General features: G+C 64.3%; 15 protein-coding genes. 6 read left to right on the top strand and 9 right to left on the bottom strand.

Annotated features, from left to right (window positions below):
* Nucleotides 1-2: 2 nt before the first annotated feature.
* The 4 genes from GTA51_RS10915 to GTA51_RS10930 form a co-directional block, all read right to left on the bottom strand.
* The gene (locus GTA51_RS10915) at nt 3-1,355 is read right to left on the bottom strand and encodes an MBOAT family O-acyltransferase (RefSeq protein WP_160961038.1); all 1,353 of its coding nucleotides are present in this window, start codon (nt 1,353-1,355) and stop codon (nt 3-5) included.
* 121 nt (nt 1,356-1,476) lie between these two features.
* Nucleotides 1,477-2,595: an HlyD family secretion protein gene (locus tag GTA51_RS10920; protein ID WP_160961040.1), complete on the bottom strand. Its 1,119-nt coding sequence runs from the start codon at nt 2,593-2,595 to the stop codon at nt 1,477-1,479.
* Nucleotides 2,592-3,296, bottom strand: coding sequence for an ABC transporter ATP-binding protein (locus tag GTA51_RS10925; protein ID WP_160961041.1), 705 nt, complete (start codon nt 3,294-3,296; stop codon nt 2,592-2,594). Before GTA51_RS10925 ends, GTA51_RS10920 begins: the two co-directional genes overlap by 4 nt.
* 3 nt (nt 3,297-3,299) lie before the next feature.
* The gene (locus tag GTA51_RS10930; protein ID WP_160961043.1) at nt 3,300-4,430 is read right to left on the bottom strand and encodes an FtsX-like permease family protein; all 1,131 of its coding nucleotides are present in this window, start codon (nt 4,428-4,430) and stop codon (nt 3,300-3,302) included.
* A 220-nt stretch (nt 4,431-4,650) separates the two neighbouring features.
* Between GTA51_RS10930 and purT the strand changes: the two genes are divergently transcribed.
* Entirely contained in the window at nt 4,651-5,832 is a 1,182-nt protein-coding gene (gene purT / locus GTA51_RS10935) for a formate-dependent phosphoribosylglycinamide formyltransferase (protein ID WP_160961045.1), read from the top strand.
* Between the two features lie 78 nt (nt 5,833-5,910).
* Complete coding sequence (locus GTA51_RS10940) at nt 5,911-7,527, top strand: glycosyltransferase (protein ID WP_160961046.1); 1,617 nt, start codon at nt 5,911-5,913, stop codon at nt 7,525-7,527.
* Nucleotides 7,528-8,044: 517 nt separating this feature from the next.
* Here the strand turns inward: GTA51_RS10940 and GTA51_RS10945 are convergent.
* From GTA51_RS10945 to GTA51_RS10955, 3 genes are read right to left on the bottom strand one after another with little or no spacing between them, the layout of a single operon-like run.
* Nucleotides 8,045-8,578 carry a hypothetical protein gene (locus GTA51_RS10945; RefSeq protein ID WP_160961048.1) on the bottom strand — a complete coding sequence of 178 codons (534 nt, stop codon included), beginning with the start codon at nt 8,576-8,578 and terminating at the stop codon, nt 8,045-8,047.
* 25 nt (nt 8,579-8,603) lie between these two features.
* Nucleotides 8,604-9,203 (bottom strand): hypothetical protein, encoded by a 600-nt coding sequence (locus GTA51_RS10950; protein WP_160961050.1) that lies wholly within the window; start codon nt 9,201-9,203, stop codon nt 8,604-8,606.
* Nucleotides 9,200-9,730: a shikimate kinase gene (locus GTA51_RS10955; protein ID WP_160961051.1), complete on the bottom strand. Its 531-nt coding sequence runs from the start codon at nt 9,728-9,730 to the stop codon at nt 9,200-9,202. Before GTA51_RS10955 ends, GTA51_RS10950 begins: the two co-directional genes overlap by 4 nt.
* A gap of 150 nt (nt 9,731-9,880) precedes the next feature.
* Here GTA51_RS10955 and GTA51_RS10960 point away from each other — a divergent pair, with 150 nt between their 5' ends.
* The 4 genes from GTA51_RS10960 (at nt 9,881) to GTA51_RS10975 (ending at nt 13,124) form a co-directional block, all read left to right on the top strand.
* Nucleotides 9,881-10,495 carry a D-sedoheptulose 7-phosphate isomerase gene (locus GTA51_RS10960; RefSeq protein ID WP_160961053.1) on the top strand — a complete coding sequence of 205 codons (615 nt, stop codon included), beginning with the start codon at nt 9,881-9,883 and terminating at the stop codon, nt 10,493-10,495.
* Between the two features lie 42 nt (nt 10,496-10,537).
* Nucleotides 10,538-10,777: an FmdB family zinc ribbon protein gene (locus GTA51_RS10965; protein ID WP_160961054.1), complete on the top strand. Its 240-nt coding sequence runs from the start codon at nt 10,538-10,540 to the stop codon at nt 10,775-10,777.
* A 103-nt stretch (nt 10,778-10,880) separates the two neighbouring features.
* Nucleotides 10,881-11,813 (top strand): hydroxymethylbilane synthase, encoded by a 933-nt coding sequence (gene hemC / locus GTA51_RS10970; RefSeq protein WP_160961056.1) that lies wholly within the window; start codon nt 10,881-10,883, stop codon nt 11,811-11,813.
* Between the two features lie 3 nt (nt 11,814-11,816).
* On the top strand, nt 11,817-13,124 hold the full coding sequence (locus tag GTA51_RS10975; protein WP_160961058.1) for a hypothetical protein: 1,308 nt from the start codon (nt 11,817-11,819) through the stop codon (nt 13,122-13,124).
* Nucleotides 13,125-13,131: 7 nt separating this feature from the next.
* On the opposite strand, the gene GTA51_RS10980 is transcribed toward GTA51_RS10975, so the two are convergent.
* Complete coding sequence (locus GTA51_RS10980; RefSeq protein ID WP_439333323.1) at nt 13,132-13,452, bottom strand: type II toxin-antitoxin system RelE family toxin; 321 nt, start codon at nt 13,450-13,452, stop codon at nt 13,132-13,134.
* Entirely contained in the window at nt 13,415-13,660 is a 246-nt protein-coding gene (locus GTA51_RS10985; protein WP_160961059.1) for a type II toxin-antitoxin system Phd/YefM family antitoxin, read from the bottom strand. Before GTA51_RS10985 ends, GTA51_RS10980 begins: the two co-directional genes overlap by 38 nt.
* Nucleotides 13,661-13,921: the final 261 nt, after the last annotated feature.

Genomic DNA, 13,921 nt, shown 5'->3' on the forward strand with positions numbered 1-13,921 from the left:
GGCTAAAACCTGGCATAAATAAAAGGTGCATAGCTGCCGGCCGCAAGGGCCATGGCCGAGGCCGCCAGCAAGGCGGCCATGGCCGCAAGCCGCCCCCCGGCTGCAACTACCGGGCTGCTCGCCCCGAACAGCCCGCAAAACCGCTCCCACACCCCGCCAAGGGGCACGGCAAACACAACTGCCGCCGCCAAAACGGCGAGCCGCTGCCGGGTCATAAGAGCCATCCAGGTGTAGTCAAACCCCTGCGTCGAAAAGGAAAAAAGCGCCTCAAAATACCGGGCCGACACGGTAAAATCCGTGGCCCGAAAGAGCACCCAGCCAAGCATCACCGCCGCCAGCAGATAGCCGTGGCGCACCACCCCGGGCGAGGCGTCCAGCCAGCCCCCAAACCGCGTGCGCTCCAGCGACAAAAACGCCCCGTGCCACAGGCCCCAGACCAAAAAATTCAGCGTTGCCCCGTGCCAGACGCCGCACAAGGCAAAAACCAGCAGCAGATTGGCCTGCACCCGCCACGGCGCGCACCGGCCGCCCCCCAGCGGAATATAGAGGTAATCCCGAAACCACGAAGACAGGGAGATGTGCCAGCGCCGCCAGAATTCCCGCACCGAGCGCGACACGTAGGGATGGTCGAAGTTCTCCGGCAGCCGCACCCCCAACATCCGGCCAAGCCCCACGGCCATATCGGTATAGCCGGAGAAATCATAATAAATCTGGGCGGTATAACAGGCCAACCCCAGCCAGGCCGTGCCCATGTCCAGCCCGCCGGTCCGGCCAAAGGCCGCGTCGGCCACCGGGGCCAGCGCGCCGGCCACCAGCGTCTTTTTGGCCAATCCCACGGCAAACCGCCACGCCCCTTCCCGCACATCCGCCCAGCCGGGTTGCGGCCGGCCAAGGGCGGGCAGAATCGGCCCGAACCGGGCGATGGGGCCAGCTGTAATCTTTGGGAAAAAGGCCATGGCCGCGGCAAACCGCCACACGTTGCCTTCGGCCGCCAGCACCCCGCGCCGCACATCCACAAGATAGGCCACGGCCCCGAACGTGAAAAACGAAATGCCCAGCGGCGAAGCCAGGTTGCCGTATTTATACAGGGCCAAAAGGCCTATGTTGGCCGCCACCCCGACCGCCGTCCACCGCCCCCGGGCCGGTTCCGGGCTGCGCCCGATCAGCCGGCCCAAGGCAAAGTTGCCCAGGGTGGCCCCGGCCAACACTGGCAACCCGGTCGGGTCGGCCAGAAAATAATAGGCCGCGCTCGCCGCCAGCAGCAGGCCGCAGCGCGCCCGGACCGGGGAAAGCGCGAACAGCGCCAGGGTGGCAGGCAGAAAATAATACAGAAAAAGGGGAGAATCCGGGATCATAGGCTGTCCTCGCGGCGGCACAATGCCCCGGGTCGGCACGCGTGTAAAGTGCGGTTAGCCCCGGCTTGCAAACGCAAAATGCCGGCGCGGCCCCGGCGCTTCGCCACCCGGGCACTACGGCTTACGGCCGGTAGGCCGGCAGGGTCTTTTCGCCGCCCTCGCCGGTGATGATGAACACGTCCAGGCGCAGGCCCACCGGCAGTTCGCCGGGGCCGTCAAGATCAATGAGCGTTTCGAGGATGCGGGTGTCGTTTTTTTCGGCCGGATCGTCGGTGCGGATATTTTTCTTGCCAAGGATCTTGGACACGCGGCTCACCACCCCGGTAAACTGGCGCTCGCCATAGGCCTCGGCCATAAGAATCGCATTCTGGCCGGGTTTGATCCTGGAAATGTCGCGTTCGTCCACGTCGGCGCGCACGCGCAACCGGGCGATGTCGCCCACGGTGACCACCGGGGTGTCAAAGGAGACGGACACCATTTCGCCGGCCCGGCGGTGTTTGCGCAGCACCACGCCGTCAATGGGCGAGCGGATGACGGCCTTGGCGGCCAGGGCTTGGGCTTCGGCCAGCCGGGCGCGGGCCTCGGCAGCCTCGGCCATGGCCCGTTTGACGTCTTCTTCCCGGGACGGGTCGTTGACCAGGCGAAAGCGTTGCCGGGCGGCGTCGAGACGCTCGGTTGCGACCTTGTATTCGCGTTCGGCCCTATCGGCTTCTTCCCGGGACAGGACTTCCTTGCCGAGCAACTGACGGCGGCGGCCATGTTCGATGCGGGCCACCTCGGCCACGGTGCGGGCTTCCGCCACGGCCGCCTTGGCTTCCTGACGTTCCATGTCGCGCGCGCCAGCCAGGACTTTGGCCAGGGCGGCTTCGCGGGCGGCCAGCACCTGTTCGGCGGCGTCCACCCGGGCGGCGAATTCGTCGGCAGCCAGACGGGCCACGATCTGGCCGTATTGGACGCTGTCGCCTTCCTCGACGCTGACTTCGGCCAGTTTGCCGGCAATATCAAAGCCCAACCGCATTTCCTCGGACAACGGCTCCACCCGTCCGGGCGCAGCCACCCAGGCCGGGGCGGCATCGGCCGGGGCAACGCCCTTGGCGGCGACGGCCGGGGGAGGCGCGGCCACCGGAGCCACGGCTTTGGTCGGCGTCTTTATTTTGGAAACGGCATTGGCACGCAGCCACACCGCCCCGCCAACGATCATCAACACCGCCACGAGAAGCATTGCCCCGCGCTGTATCATAACGCTCCTTGGCTGGGACCGACGATGCGGCCGTCTTCAATACGGATCACCCGGTCGGCAAAGTCCGCGATGCGGGCATCGTGGGTGACGATGACCACGGAGCGGCCGTGGGTGACGGCCAGATCGCGCAGCAGGCCAATGACCGAGCGGCCGGTTTCGGAATCCAGGGCAGCGGTGGGTTCATCGGCAAGAAGAATCTCCGGCTCGGCCACCAGGGCCCGGGCAATGGCCACGCGCTGCTTTTGTCCGCCGCTTAAATCCCGCGGCCGCACCCGGTACTTGTCGGCAAGGCCGACAGCGGCCAGCGCCGCCCGGGAGCGCTCCACGGCTTCGGGGCCTTTGACGCCGCGCAGATCAAGGGAGACGCGCACGTTTTCCTCGGCAAAAAGGGTGGGGAAGAGGTTGTAGCCCTGAAAAATGAAACCAATGTGGGCCAGTCGCACCCTGGCCAGCTCGGCTTCGGGCAGCCCGGCGGTTTCGCGGCCCATGACAGCCACGCTGCCGGCGCTCGGGGCCAGGATGCAGCCCAGGATGGAGACCAGCGTGGTCTTGCCGCTGCCTGAGGGCCCCATAAGGAGCACCACTTCACCGGCAGACACGGACATGGACACCCCACGCAGGGCCGGCACTTCCATCTTGCCGAGCGTAAAGGTCTTCACGACCCCGCTGGCCTGGAGCAGGATTTTTTCGCTGGGCGGCATCGCCTAGGCTCCCCGAAAGACCATGGCCGGGTCGATGCTGGTGACCTTTCGGATGGACACCAGTCCGGCGGACACGCACATGACGACTGTCAGAAAGAACAGGCCCACGGCCATGCCCGGCGGCAGCAGAATCGACGCCCCGCCGCGTTCGGCCAGTCCCACCAGGAAATAGCTGATGCCGATGCCAAAGGTGTAGCCGACCAGGGCAGCGGTCACGGCCTGGGTCACGATGATGCGGTGAATGTAGCCGCCGGGCGCGCCCATGGCCCGCAAGGTGCCAAATTCCGGCAGATGGTCCACGGTTGTGGCGTAGAGCGTCTGGGCCACCACCACGCCGCCGACCACCAGCCCCAAAGAAGCGGCGATTAAAAGGGCCATGCCGGCTCCGGTGGTAAACATCCAGTAATACTGGGTCTTATCGGCAAAATCCTGGCGCGTGAAGACGTCAACGCCGCTGACACCGGCGGCAATGGCGTCGCGCAAGGCCTCAGGGGTTACGCCGGGAACCGGGCGCACCAGCAGATAGGTGCTCTGGCCCCGGGTAAGGCCCGTGTATTTAAGGCCGTTTTCAAAGGAGGTAAAAACATAGGGCGAGGTGGTAAAGGAGCGGATGCCGCGCGTGAGCGCCATGACCCTGGCCCGGCGGTCGTTAATTTCCCCCCGGTCACCCAAACCGGTGACGCCAAGCTTGGCCAGATAGAGTTCGTCCACGGCCACGGCGTCAGGCAGGCGCAAGGCGCTTTCGCTGCCGGCCACCACATTCCAGGGCCGCCCCAGGCCCGAAGCCGGGTCAAACCCCACGATCTCGATGGATTCCTGGCCGCCGGCCGGTTTTTTCCAGTTGGCAAACCGCACGATGAAGCGCTCGGCCCGGGCCACGCCGGGAATGCCCAGCACCTGATGGAATTTCTGATCGGGCAGGGGATGGGTGACGTCGAAGTTGCGCACCCCGCGCGAAGCCACCCAGACCTCGGCCTCGGTGTTGTCGATAACGCAGGAGGTGGCCCGGGTAAAACCCACGAACAGGCCGCCCTGGACGGCGATAAGGACCACGGCAAAGACCACGCCGGTCAGCGTGACAGCCAGGCGCACGCGGTCGTGCAGGAGATTGCGCAGGGCAATGCGAATAATCATGGCCAGGGTGCGGTGTTAGAGCCAATTACCGGTTCCCTGGCGCTACCGCATCCGGGGGCGACGGTAAAGGGGGAGGCGCGACAGGCAACCAGACCGCAGCAGCGGCCCAAAGACGGATTGTTCGCCGGTTTGCCGCCCGGGGGGCTGCTTTTTGCTTGTCCGAAACGCGCCCGCTCGGTAGCCTACGACTTGTTTTCACCACTGCGCCCAGGAGGTTTTCATGACGACCATCGGCACGCCGCTGACGGCATCCGCCACCAAACTCATGCTGCTCGGCTCGGGCGAACTGGGCAAGGAAGTGGCCATCGAAGCCCAGCGTCTGGGCGTCGAGGTCATTGCCGTGGACCGCTATGCCAATGCCCCGGCCATGCAGGTCGCCCAGCGCGCCTATGTCATCAGCATGCTCGATGCCGGTGCCCTGCGCCGGATTATCGAAGCGGAAAAGCCCGACTTCGTGGTGCCGGAGATCGAAGCCATCGCCACCGAAGAGCTCCTCGCCCTGGAGGCCGAAGGTGTGCATGTGGTGCCCACGGCCCGGGCCACCCGGCTGACCATGGACCGCGAGGGCATCCGCCGGCTGGCTGCCGAGGAACTGGGGCTTACCACCTCGCCCTACCGCTTTGCCGACACCAAGGACGCCTTCCTGGCCGCCTGCGCCACGGTGGGCTTTCCCTGCGTCATAAAACCCGTCATGTCCTCCTCGGGCAAGGGGCAAAGCGTGGCCCATGATCTCGCTGGGGCCGAAAAATCCTGGGAATACGCCCAGACCGCCGGCCGGGCCGGGGCCGGGCGGGTCATTGTGGAAGGGTTTGTGGACTTCGACTATGAAATTACGCTGTTAACCGTACGTCACGCCGGGGGCACCAGTTTTTGCGCCCCCATCGGCCACCGCCAGGAGAAAGGCGATTACCGCGAATCCTGGCAGCCCCATCCCATGAGCGAGGCGGCCCTGGCCGAGGCCCAGCGCATGGCCCGGGCCGTCACCGCCGCTCTCGGCGGCCGGGGACTGTTTGGAGTGGAACTCTTTGTCAAAGGCGACGCGGTGATTTTTTCCGAAGTCTCGCCCCGGCCCCACGACACCGGTCTGGTGACCCTTATTTCCCAGGATCTGTCCGAATTCGCCCTGCACGTCCGGGCCATCCTCGGGTTGCCCATCCCGGCCATCCGCCAATACGGCCCGGCGGCCTCCCGGGTTATCCTGGCCGAGGGCAGTTCAACGGCCCCGAGCTACACCATAGCCCCGGCGGCTTTGGCCGAGCCGGACACGGCCATCCGCCTTTTCGGCAAGCCCGAAGTCCAGGGCCTTCGCCGCATGGGCGTGGCCCTGGCCCTGGGGAAAGACGTGGAAGAAGCCAAGGCCAAAGCCATTGCCGCAGCCGGCCACGTTTCGGTCAACCTGTAGCGCCGCCGTCACAGCACACTGTTTTTAAACGGTACCCACTGCCGGCCTCTCCACAACCGGATACAAAGGGGAAAAGAAATGGCGCAGACCGAAGCACCGGAAAAGCTCGTGGGCGTAAGCGGCGAACTCGACGCCCTGTCCCTGGAAGGGGCGTGCGACTACTATCACAATTATCTGAATACGTTTCAGATTGATTTACCCCTGTCCGTTTCGTTTATAAACCGAATACTCTTTGAAAAAATCCGAGAACTGCCGCAGCACGCCAAGATGTTGTTCGAGCAGGCCGTCAAATCGGCCGTGCAACTGGCCAATTTTGATCCCCAGATCCTGCGCATCGGCGTGGACGCGGGCATCTGTCCAGGGGCGACCACGGTCATCAAGGTGTTGGAAGGCACCCATGTCGAGGCCCCGACCTTTGAGGAATTGCGCAAGGCTCCCTTTAAATACCTTGGGGACGACATCCGCCGCGTCTGCGAGCGCGTTCTCAAACGCAACCCCATGGCCGTGCGCTTTGCCGATCTGCTGCTGTACGTGGATTTTTACCAGGGTCTGCCCCCGAGTGCGGGGTTGGACGTATTCAAATGCCCCAAGGTGCTGCAACCCCTGTGGGCCAAGCGCCTGTTTAACCATCACGCGGCCCTTGGCGATGTCGTTGCCGCGCGTCCCTATTGGGAAATCGTGGCCGAGCAGATCAACGATCCTTTGACACTCAGCCGTGCAGCGGAAATGTTCCACCGGGCCGGCAACACGCCCAAAGCCCTGGACCTGTACGAGAAGGCCCTGGCCCTTGATCCCCTGCAACGCCCCTACGCCCTGCGCCTGGACGCCCTGCGCAACCCGTTTACCCCGGACCACAGTCTGGTCGAGACCAAGCGGGTCGTCATCTACCTCTACAGTTACAACAAGGGGCAAGTGCTCGCCGAGACGCTGGAAAGCCTGTCCCGATGCGCCATTGGTCCGGCCCGCATAAAAATACTCCTCAACGGTTGCACCGACGACAGTCTGGCCGTGGCCGAAGGGGCCAGGGCGCTGTTCCCGCAAAACGAGCTTGAAATCATAAACCTGCCGGTCAACATCGGGGCACCGGCCGCCCGCAATTGGCTGCTGGCCCAGCCGGCCACCCGGGAAAGCGAATACGTTGCCTTCCTCGACGACGACGTTACGCTGCAGCCCGACTGGCTGGCCCATATGCTGACCGTGGCCGAAAGCGATCCCAAGATCGGCAATGTCGGGTGCAAGGTCGTTTTTCCGGGGCGCTTTCAGTTGCTCCAGTACCTCTACCGCCATGTTTCCATGACCCATGAAGACGCCATCCGGGTCAGCCTGCCAACCGCCTACCAGCAATACGACATCGGACTGTATGACGTGATCCGGGAAGCCCGGGTGGTCATGGGCTGCCAGCATCTCCTGCGCGTGGCCTCCCTGGCCGACGCACCCACGTTTGACATCCGCTATTCGCCCTCCCAGATTGATGATACGGACCACGATCTGCAACTGTGCCTGGCCGGCTGGAAAGTCTTTTACTGCGGCACGGTCACCTGCGTGCACCACCAGGGTTCCGGCACCTCGGCCAAAAGCAAACTGAGCCTGGCCAGCCAGGGCAGCATCATGGGCAACGACATTAAATTTCATTACAAGTGGTATGAACGAAAGGAAGAACTGGCGAAGCTGGATTCGCTGGGCTTAAACGCCTAGCGGGGCGTGCACAAAATAACACGGCGGGTCGTGGTGTCTGACGGCCCCTCACGGGAATGACCGCGCGCGGCACTGGCCTGGACAGGCGAGGCCCCCGCGACTTTGCCGGGGCCAGGGCCGGCGGCAGGAGCAGCCCGCCCCAAAACAAAAAAAAACGGCGTCGGTTCGCGGCGACGCCGTTTTCGCGGAAACTTAACACGCCAAACCAATCAGCCTTCCAAGGAGGTCTGGGTCGGCGGCCGGTCGGGTGGAGGATGTCCGTTGCGGCCGCGTTCCCTGGCACTGGGCATGACTGGGTTAATACAAACACCGTGCCAAACGAAGCGTTTGCCCCAAAACGGGCTGGCAGGCGGCTTGGCTGCCCCGGCCGGGCCGGGCCGGGCCGACAGGAAGCTGACACGCCCCACAAAAATGTCGGGCCTGCGACAATTTGGTCGGAAACGGCAGTTTTTGGTCGTTTGCGCGGCAGAACCAACCCGCATGGCAGGCCCGTTGCCCGGCGACAGAGGGTGGGGGCTTACTGCCGAACGAGCGCACCCTCGCTGGCGAAAAAGACGGTGCCGGCCGGCGGCGGGCCGCTGGCGCCTACGGCGCGGCGCGCCTTCTGGGAACCAAAAACGGCCTTGTAGCCAAAAGAAATGGCATAGTTGCCGGCAGCGTCCCCGGCCGGGGACAAGACAAATTCAAACGGGATGGCCGCGCCGTCGCCAAGCGGCATGCCCTTGTAGCTTTTTTCGCAGGTGGAAAGGACGGTGCCGGCCGGGTCGCGCAGATAGGCGGCCAGGGTCAGTTCTTCCAGACGATCCACCCAGGGCGGCAGCGCGTCAGGCACAGGCACGGCCCGACCGCGCACGACATAGCCGTTGGCCACAGGTTTGCCCGTAAAATCAAAGCGGAAAAACTGCATGGGCAAGGATGCGGGAGCAGCCGCCACCACCGGCCGGGAATCCAGATGCGACACCGAAGTACGGGCGCAGCCGGAGAGTACGCCCAAAGCCAGAACGGCCAGAACCAGCGCCGCCCGCCCCCCGATAAACCGTTTGCCGTCCATGTCTCCCCCTGTGATCGGCTTGTCCCTATTTCCCCGGCGGGCCGGCCAGGATCATCTCGGCCAGGGTCATGTCCACCTTGGGCAGCCGACCGGGCCGGCTGCCCCACAGTTCCATTTCCAGCCCGGCCAGCCGGCGCAAGAGCGGCGTGCGGTCCATGGCCTTGGTCCCGGCCCCGGCGACAGTCAGCCGTTGGCAGGGTTCGCAACCCGGAAATTCACGAATGCCCATGCCGCCGATCAGCACGTTGGGCACGCCGTGCAGCCGGCAGATCATGAACCGGTGCTCGTAGATGCCGCACAGCCCCGCGTCGTTGACCGGACACATGGCTGTGGGCGTCTCGCCGCGCGAAAGGCTCGCACCGACGGCCGCGACATAGTCCCTGGCCCTGGCCTCATAGGCGGCCCGGCGCTCGGGGGCCAAGGCGGCCAGCCCCTGGTGGAGATAGAGCCACTCGGCATGGGTGTGGTGCTGGAAAAAACTGACGCAGCAGTTCTCGGCGCAGCCAGCACAGGAAAGCCCGGCAGCGGCGGCAGCGGTAGCGTAGGCCGCGTCCATGTCGGCGTAGAGCGCCGCCAGTTTTTTGAGCACGCCGCGCGTGCGCGAGGCCGGAAACGATACGGTCACAGCTTGATTCCTTGCAAAAGATGTTCGACGGTTGCCGCCGGCGTCACCCCGCAGGTGGCAACCGTCAGATCGGCGGCAGCGGCGTAGAGCGGCTGCCGCTCGGCATACACGTCGGAAAGGGTCATGCCCCCGGGCATGACAAAGGCCCGCTCCCCGGGATCGCCCACCCGGGCCAAAAACGTGGCCAGATCAACGGCCAGATAGACCACCGGCCCCATGGCCTTGAGCCGCGCAACGGCCCGCGGCCCGTAGATTACGGAGCCGCCCGTGGCCACCACGCAGCGCCTGACGCCGAGTCCGGCCACCACCTCGTCCTCGATGGCGAGAAAACCGGGCAGCCCGTGGCGGGCCAGGATATCCGGCAGGCGCGCCCGGCAATGGGCCTCGATGAGCCGGTCGGTGTCCAGGCAGGCCCAGCCCAGACGGCGGGCCAGCAGCGTCGCCAGGGTCGATTTCCCGGCCCCGGCCATGCCGATAAGGCTCACGCACCGCTCGTGCGAGAGCCGGTCCAAAAGTGTGGGTTCCATGCCTGCCGCCCCTTGCCGTCCTGTCGGTCGCCCATGCTAGCCTATTTCGGGCACAATTCAAAGACGCAACCCGGCGTTGTCAGCGGGCCGGCCTTTGGCTACAAGGATGCTCCCGACGGCGCACATGGGCCGTCGCCAGGAAGGAAGGTCATGTCGGAAAACACCCTGCACCTCATCACAACCTACGTCGAACAGGCCAATGCCCTGCGTGCCCGCTTTTTTGCAGACAACGCCGAACTGGTCGATAAAACGGCCCGCACCATGGCCGTGGCCCTGGCCCGGGGCGGCAAAATACTTTTTTGCGGCAACGGCGGTTCTGCCGCCGACGCCCAGCATCTGGCTGCCGAGTTCGTCAACCGCTTTGAACTCGAACGCCCGCCCCTGCCCGCCCTGGCGCTCACCACCGACTCCTCCATCCTGACCGCTATTGGCAACGACTACGGCTTCGACCGGGTCTTCGCCAAACAGGTGCAGGCCCTGGCCGCGCCGGGTGACGTGGTGGTCGGCATTTCCACCTCGGGCAACAGCCCCAACATCCTGGCCGCCCTGCGCGCCGCCAGGGACAAAGGCTGCGTCGCCGTGGGACTGGCCGGGCGTAACGGTGCCCTCGTGCCGCTTTGCGACTACGCCCTGCTCGTGCCCCACGAACGCACAGCCCTTATCCAGGAAGTGCACATCACCATCGGCCATCTTTTATGCAAGCTCGTGGACCACTACCTCTTCGAGGCGGTCGTGGAGCTTGGCCCCTTCCTCGAAGACCGCTAGAGTCCGGCCCCTGCGCCGGCACGCCCCAAGGAGTTTACAACCATGCCCATGTACGAATATTGCTGCAATAAATGCGGCGCCCAGTTCGAGGAGATCGTCTCCAGCACGGCCACGACCACCCCGGCCTGCCCCAAATGCGCCTCCGGCGACACCAAAAAACTCATGTCCGCCTGTCGCACCCGCACCGGCGGCGGCCAGACCGGCGCGCGCACGGCCACATCCTCGGGCGGCGGCGGCGGATGCTCGGGCTGTGCCGGCGGCAACTGCGCCTCCTGTCACTAAAAACCGGCTCCAGACAACCCCCGGCACCGGTTGCGGCCCGGCCTTTTGCGGGCAGCGGCGACCGGAGCGCACCAACCCTGCTCCCAAAGCATTCGGATACCCTATGCGTGAAAAAATCGTCATCGCCACCCGTGGCAGCAAACTGGCCCTGTGGCAGGCCAACCATGTGGCGGCCCGTCTGCGGGAAACCTACCCGGGCCTGACCGTGTCGCTGCTGCCGATCAAAACCAAGGGCGACATCATTCTCGATGTGCCCCTGGCCAAGGTTGGCGGCAAGGGCTTGTTCGTCAAGGAAATCGAGGAAGCCCTCCTCGACGGCCGGGCCGATCTGGCGGTCCATTCCATGAAAGACGTGCCGGCCGAGCAGCCCGAGGGGCTGGTGGTGGGCGTCATTCCCGAACGCCAGGACCCTTGCGACCGCCTGCTGTCCGTGGCCTACGCCTCGCTTGCCGCCCTGCCGGCCGGGGCCACCGTCGGCACCAGCAGCCTGCGCCGCAAAGCCCAACTCCTGGCCCTGCGCCCTGATCTGTCCATTATCGATCTGCGCGGCAACCTCGACACCCGGGTGGGCAAACTCATCGACGGCCAGTTCGACGCCATTATCGTGGCCGCTGCAGGCTTAAACCGCCTGGGGCTGAGCGCACCCCAGTCCGTGCGCCTGGGCCCGCCCGATTTCCTGCCGGCCGCAGCCCAAGGGGCGCTGGGCCTGGAATACCGCCTGGATGACCCGGAAACCGCCGCCATGCTGGCCTTTTTTGACCATGCCGAAAGCCACGACACCGTCGCGGCCGAACGCGGCTTCCTCGCCCGCCTGGAAGGTGGCTGCCAGGTGCCCATTGCCGCCCACGCCGTCATCGACGGCGAAACGCTCTATCTTGACGGGCTGGTGGCCGACCCCGAAACCGGCAAGACCTACCGCGACGCCATCGCCGGCCCGCGCGCCAAGGCCGACACCCTGGGCCGCACCCTGGCCGACGCTGTTTTGGCCCTGGGGGCCAAAACCGTCCTGGATGCGGTCTATAGCAGCGTCTCCTAACGCATGGACAGGCCTGCTGTAAAAAACATCCTCTTTGGACTCGTGGCCGCCGGTATCCTGGCGGCCATGAGCGCCATGGCCTGGCAAAGCCGACTCAACGCCCACCCGGACGAACTCGATCACGTCAACGCCGGCCGTTTCTTTATCCAATACTGGGATTTTCCGGCCATGGACGATCCCAGACTCTCCAACACCTTCAGCAACTACGGCGTCTCCTACCTGCAACAGCTCGACGTGGTCTACTTTTTCGCCGGAAAATTCGCCGTCGTCGCCGCCCCGTTGCTCGGTCCTGACTATCTCGCCCTGCGGTTTTTCAATATTTTTCTCTTTGCTATCCTGATGGTTCTCTTCCTGCGTTTGCCGGACGACCGGAAGATTGCCTTTTTACCCCTGTTTATCACCCCGCAGATCTGGTACGTCTTCAGCTATTTCAACGGCGATGCCTTTCCCATGTTCTTATCCTTTTGCATGGTCTACGCCGTGGCCCGTCTCGATCCGCCTGTCCTCCCGGCCCAAACGGGGCTTACGTCGCCGCAAACCCGCCTGCTGCTCCTGCTCGGCGTCCTGCTCGGTCTGGTCTGCATCTCCAAACAAAACTACTACGTCCTGGCCGGCTTCACCCTGGCCTTTTTCGGCGTCTGCGGTCTGGCCGCCCACAACATCAAGGCCGCCGCCCGAAACGCCGTCCTGGTTTTCCTCGTGGCCGGCACCCTCTTTGGCGCGCGCTGGGGCTACAATATCTATGTCAACCGCACCGTGCGGCCCGAAGTGCCCACCCAGAACGCCGAAAAATACGCCGACAAGGAATTCAAACCCTCGTCCCAGGAAGCCGGCACCCAGTACTGGGGACTGCACATGCGCGACCAGGGTCTGTCCTACCCCCAGCTCTTCACCATCTGGACCTGGCATATCTGGACGTTTCGCACCTCGTTTGGCGTCTACGACTACATGAAAATCTACGCCCCCCTGATCTATTACCGCTACATCGGCTACACCTTCTGGACCCTGGCCGGTGCCCTGGCCCTGGCCCTGGTCATAAACGGCGGCCCTGGCGGGGCGGCGGGGCTGCTCGTTTTCCTCGTTTTCGCGGGCCTGACCGTCTTCCAGTCCACCTGGCATTCCTGGATCAACGACTTCCAGGCCCAAGGCCGCTACCTCTTCCCCATCGGGGCCATGGCCGGCATGATCTTGGCCCGGTTCGCCAAAGCCGCCAATCGCACCCTGCCCGTCACCAGCGTCCTCGCCGCCGCCATGCTGGCCCTGTCGTTCTATTCGTTTCTCTGGGTCGGGTTGCCGCTCATCCAGAAATAGCTGCGCTTTATTCTACAATAACTCTGTCCTGGGCGTTGACGTACACCCGCAGCTTGTCACGTTTCCCCACAGCGATGACCGTCACAAAGACGATGTCCGCGTCAACTCGGTAGACGAGCCGATAACCCGCTTTTCGAAGCTTGATTTTGTAGCAGTTCGGCATGCCTGACAGCGCTGCCGACGGAATGCATGGATTCGCCAGCCGCTCGACCAATTTCTTTTTGAACTGCTCGCGCAAAGACGCGTCCAACCTCTGCCACTCCTTCAAGGCCAGTTCGTGCAATCGCAGTTTATAGAGCATCGACGTCCACGGCCACGAACGGTCCATCGGCCCGCTCCTGAACCAGCCGGGCGTCTTCCAGATCGTCCAGACGGTCCAGCAGCTTCTCGTAAGAGGCAGCGGAGAGCAGATAGGCTTCCGGCCTGTTGTGGTTGAGCACGGCCACGGCGTCGTCGCCAGCCTGACTCAGGATGGTGCTGAAATTTCGCTTCAGTTCGGTGACACTGACAGTCTTGTTCGAGTAAATCGTTTCCATGCTCGCCTCATTTTAAACATATTATTTAATGCCAAAAATAATATCTTATTTGCCCCCCGTCAATGAACCAGGAATTCTTCCCGGTCGAATTCAAATTGCTCTTCCTCCAAACAAATGCGGCCCAGGGGATTGGCGCAAGGCTTTGCTTGCGCCAATCCCCTGGGCCGCTGGCGAGTTGGGGGTCGGGATTTGGGCGGGCCAGCCGGGCTCTGACGGCTGACCCGCCCAAATCCCGACCCCCCATCTTCTCACACCCCCGCA

Source organism: Solidesulfovibrio aerotolerans (assembly GCF_009856865.1).
Classification (GTDB): Bacteria; Desulfobacterota; Desulfovibrionia; order Desulfovibrionales; family Desulfovibrionaceae; genus Solidesulfovibrio; species Solidesulfovibrio aerotolerans.

Bases quoted from the DNA above. Each gene is read 5' to 3' on its own strand.
- GTA51_RS10915 (WP_160961038.1), bottom strand. From the start codon at position 1,355: ATGATCCCGGATTCTCCCCTTTTTCTGTATTATTTTCTGCCTGCCACC.
- GTA51_RS10920 (WP_160961040.1), bottom strand. From the start codon at position 2,595: ATGATACAGCGCGGGGCAATGCTTCTCGTGGCGGTGTTGATGATCGTT.
- GTA51_RS10925 (WP_160961041.1), bottom strand. From the start codon at position 3,296: ATGCCGCCCAGCGAAAAAATCCTGCTCCAGGCCAGCGGGGTCGTGAAG.
- GTA51_RS10930 (WP_160961043.1), bottom strand. From the start codon at position 4,430: ATGATTATTCGCATTGCCCTGCGCAATCTCCTGCACGACCGCGTGCGC.
- purT (WP_160961045.1), top strand. From the start codon at position 4,651: ATGACGACCATCGGCACGCCGCTGACGGCATCCGCCACCAAACTCATG.
- GTA51_RS10940 (WP_160961046.1), top strand. From the start codon at position 5,911: ATGGCGCAGACCGAAGCACCGGAAAAGCTCGTGGGCGTAAGCGGCGAA.
- GTA51_RS10945 (WP_160961048.1), bottom strand. From the start codon at position 8,578: ATGGACGGCAAACGGTTTATCGGGGGGCGGGCGGCGCTGGTTCTGGCC.
- GTA51_RS10955 (WP_160961051.1), bottom strand. From the start codon at position 9,730: ATGGAACCCACACTTTTGGACCGGCTCTCGCACGAGCGGTGCGTGAGC.
- GTA51_RS10960 (WP_160961053.1), top strand. From the start codon at position 9,881: ATGTCGGAAAACACCCTGCACCTCATCACAACCTACGTCGAACAGGCC.
- GTA51_RS10965 (WP_160961054.1), top strand. From the start codon at position 10,538: ATGCCCATGTACGAATATTGCTGCAATAAATGCGGCGCCCAGTTCGAG.
- hemC (WP_160961056.1), top strand. From the start codon at position 10,881: ATGCGTGAAAAAATCGTCATCGCCACCCGTGGCAGCAAACTGGCCCTG.
- GTA51_RS10975 (WP_160961058.1), top strand. From the start codon at position 11,817: ATGGACAGGCCTGCTGTAAAAAACATCCTCTTTGGACTCGTGGCCGCC.
- GTA51_RS10980 (WP_439333323.1), bottom strand. From the start codon at position 13,452: ATGGACCGTTCGTGGCCGTGGACGTCGATGCTCTATAAACTGCGATTG.
- GTA51_RS10985 (WP_160961059.1), bottom strand. From the start codon at position 13,660: ATGGAAACGATTTACTCGAACAAGACTGTCAGTGTCACCGAACTGAAG.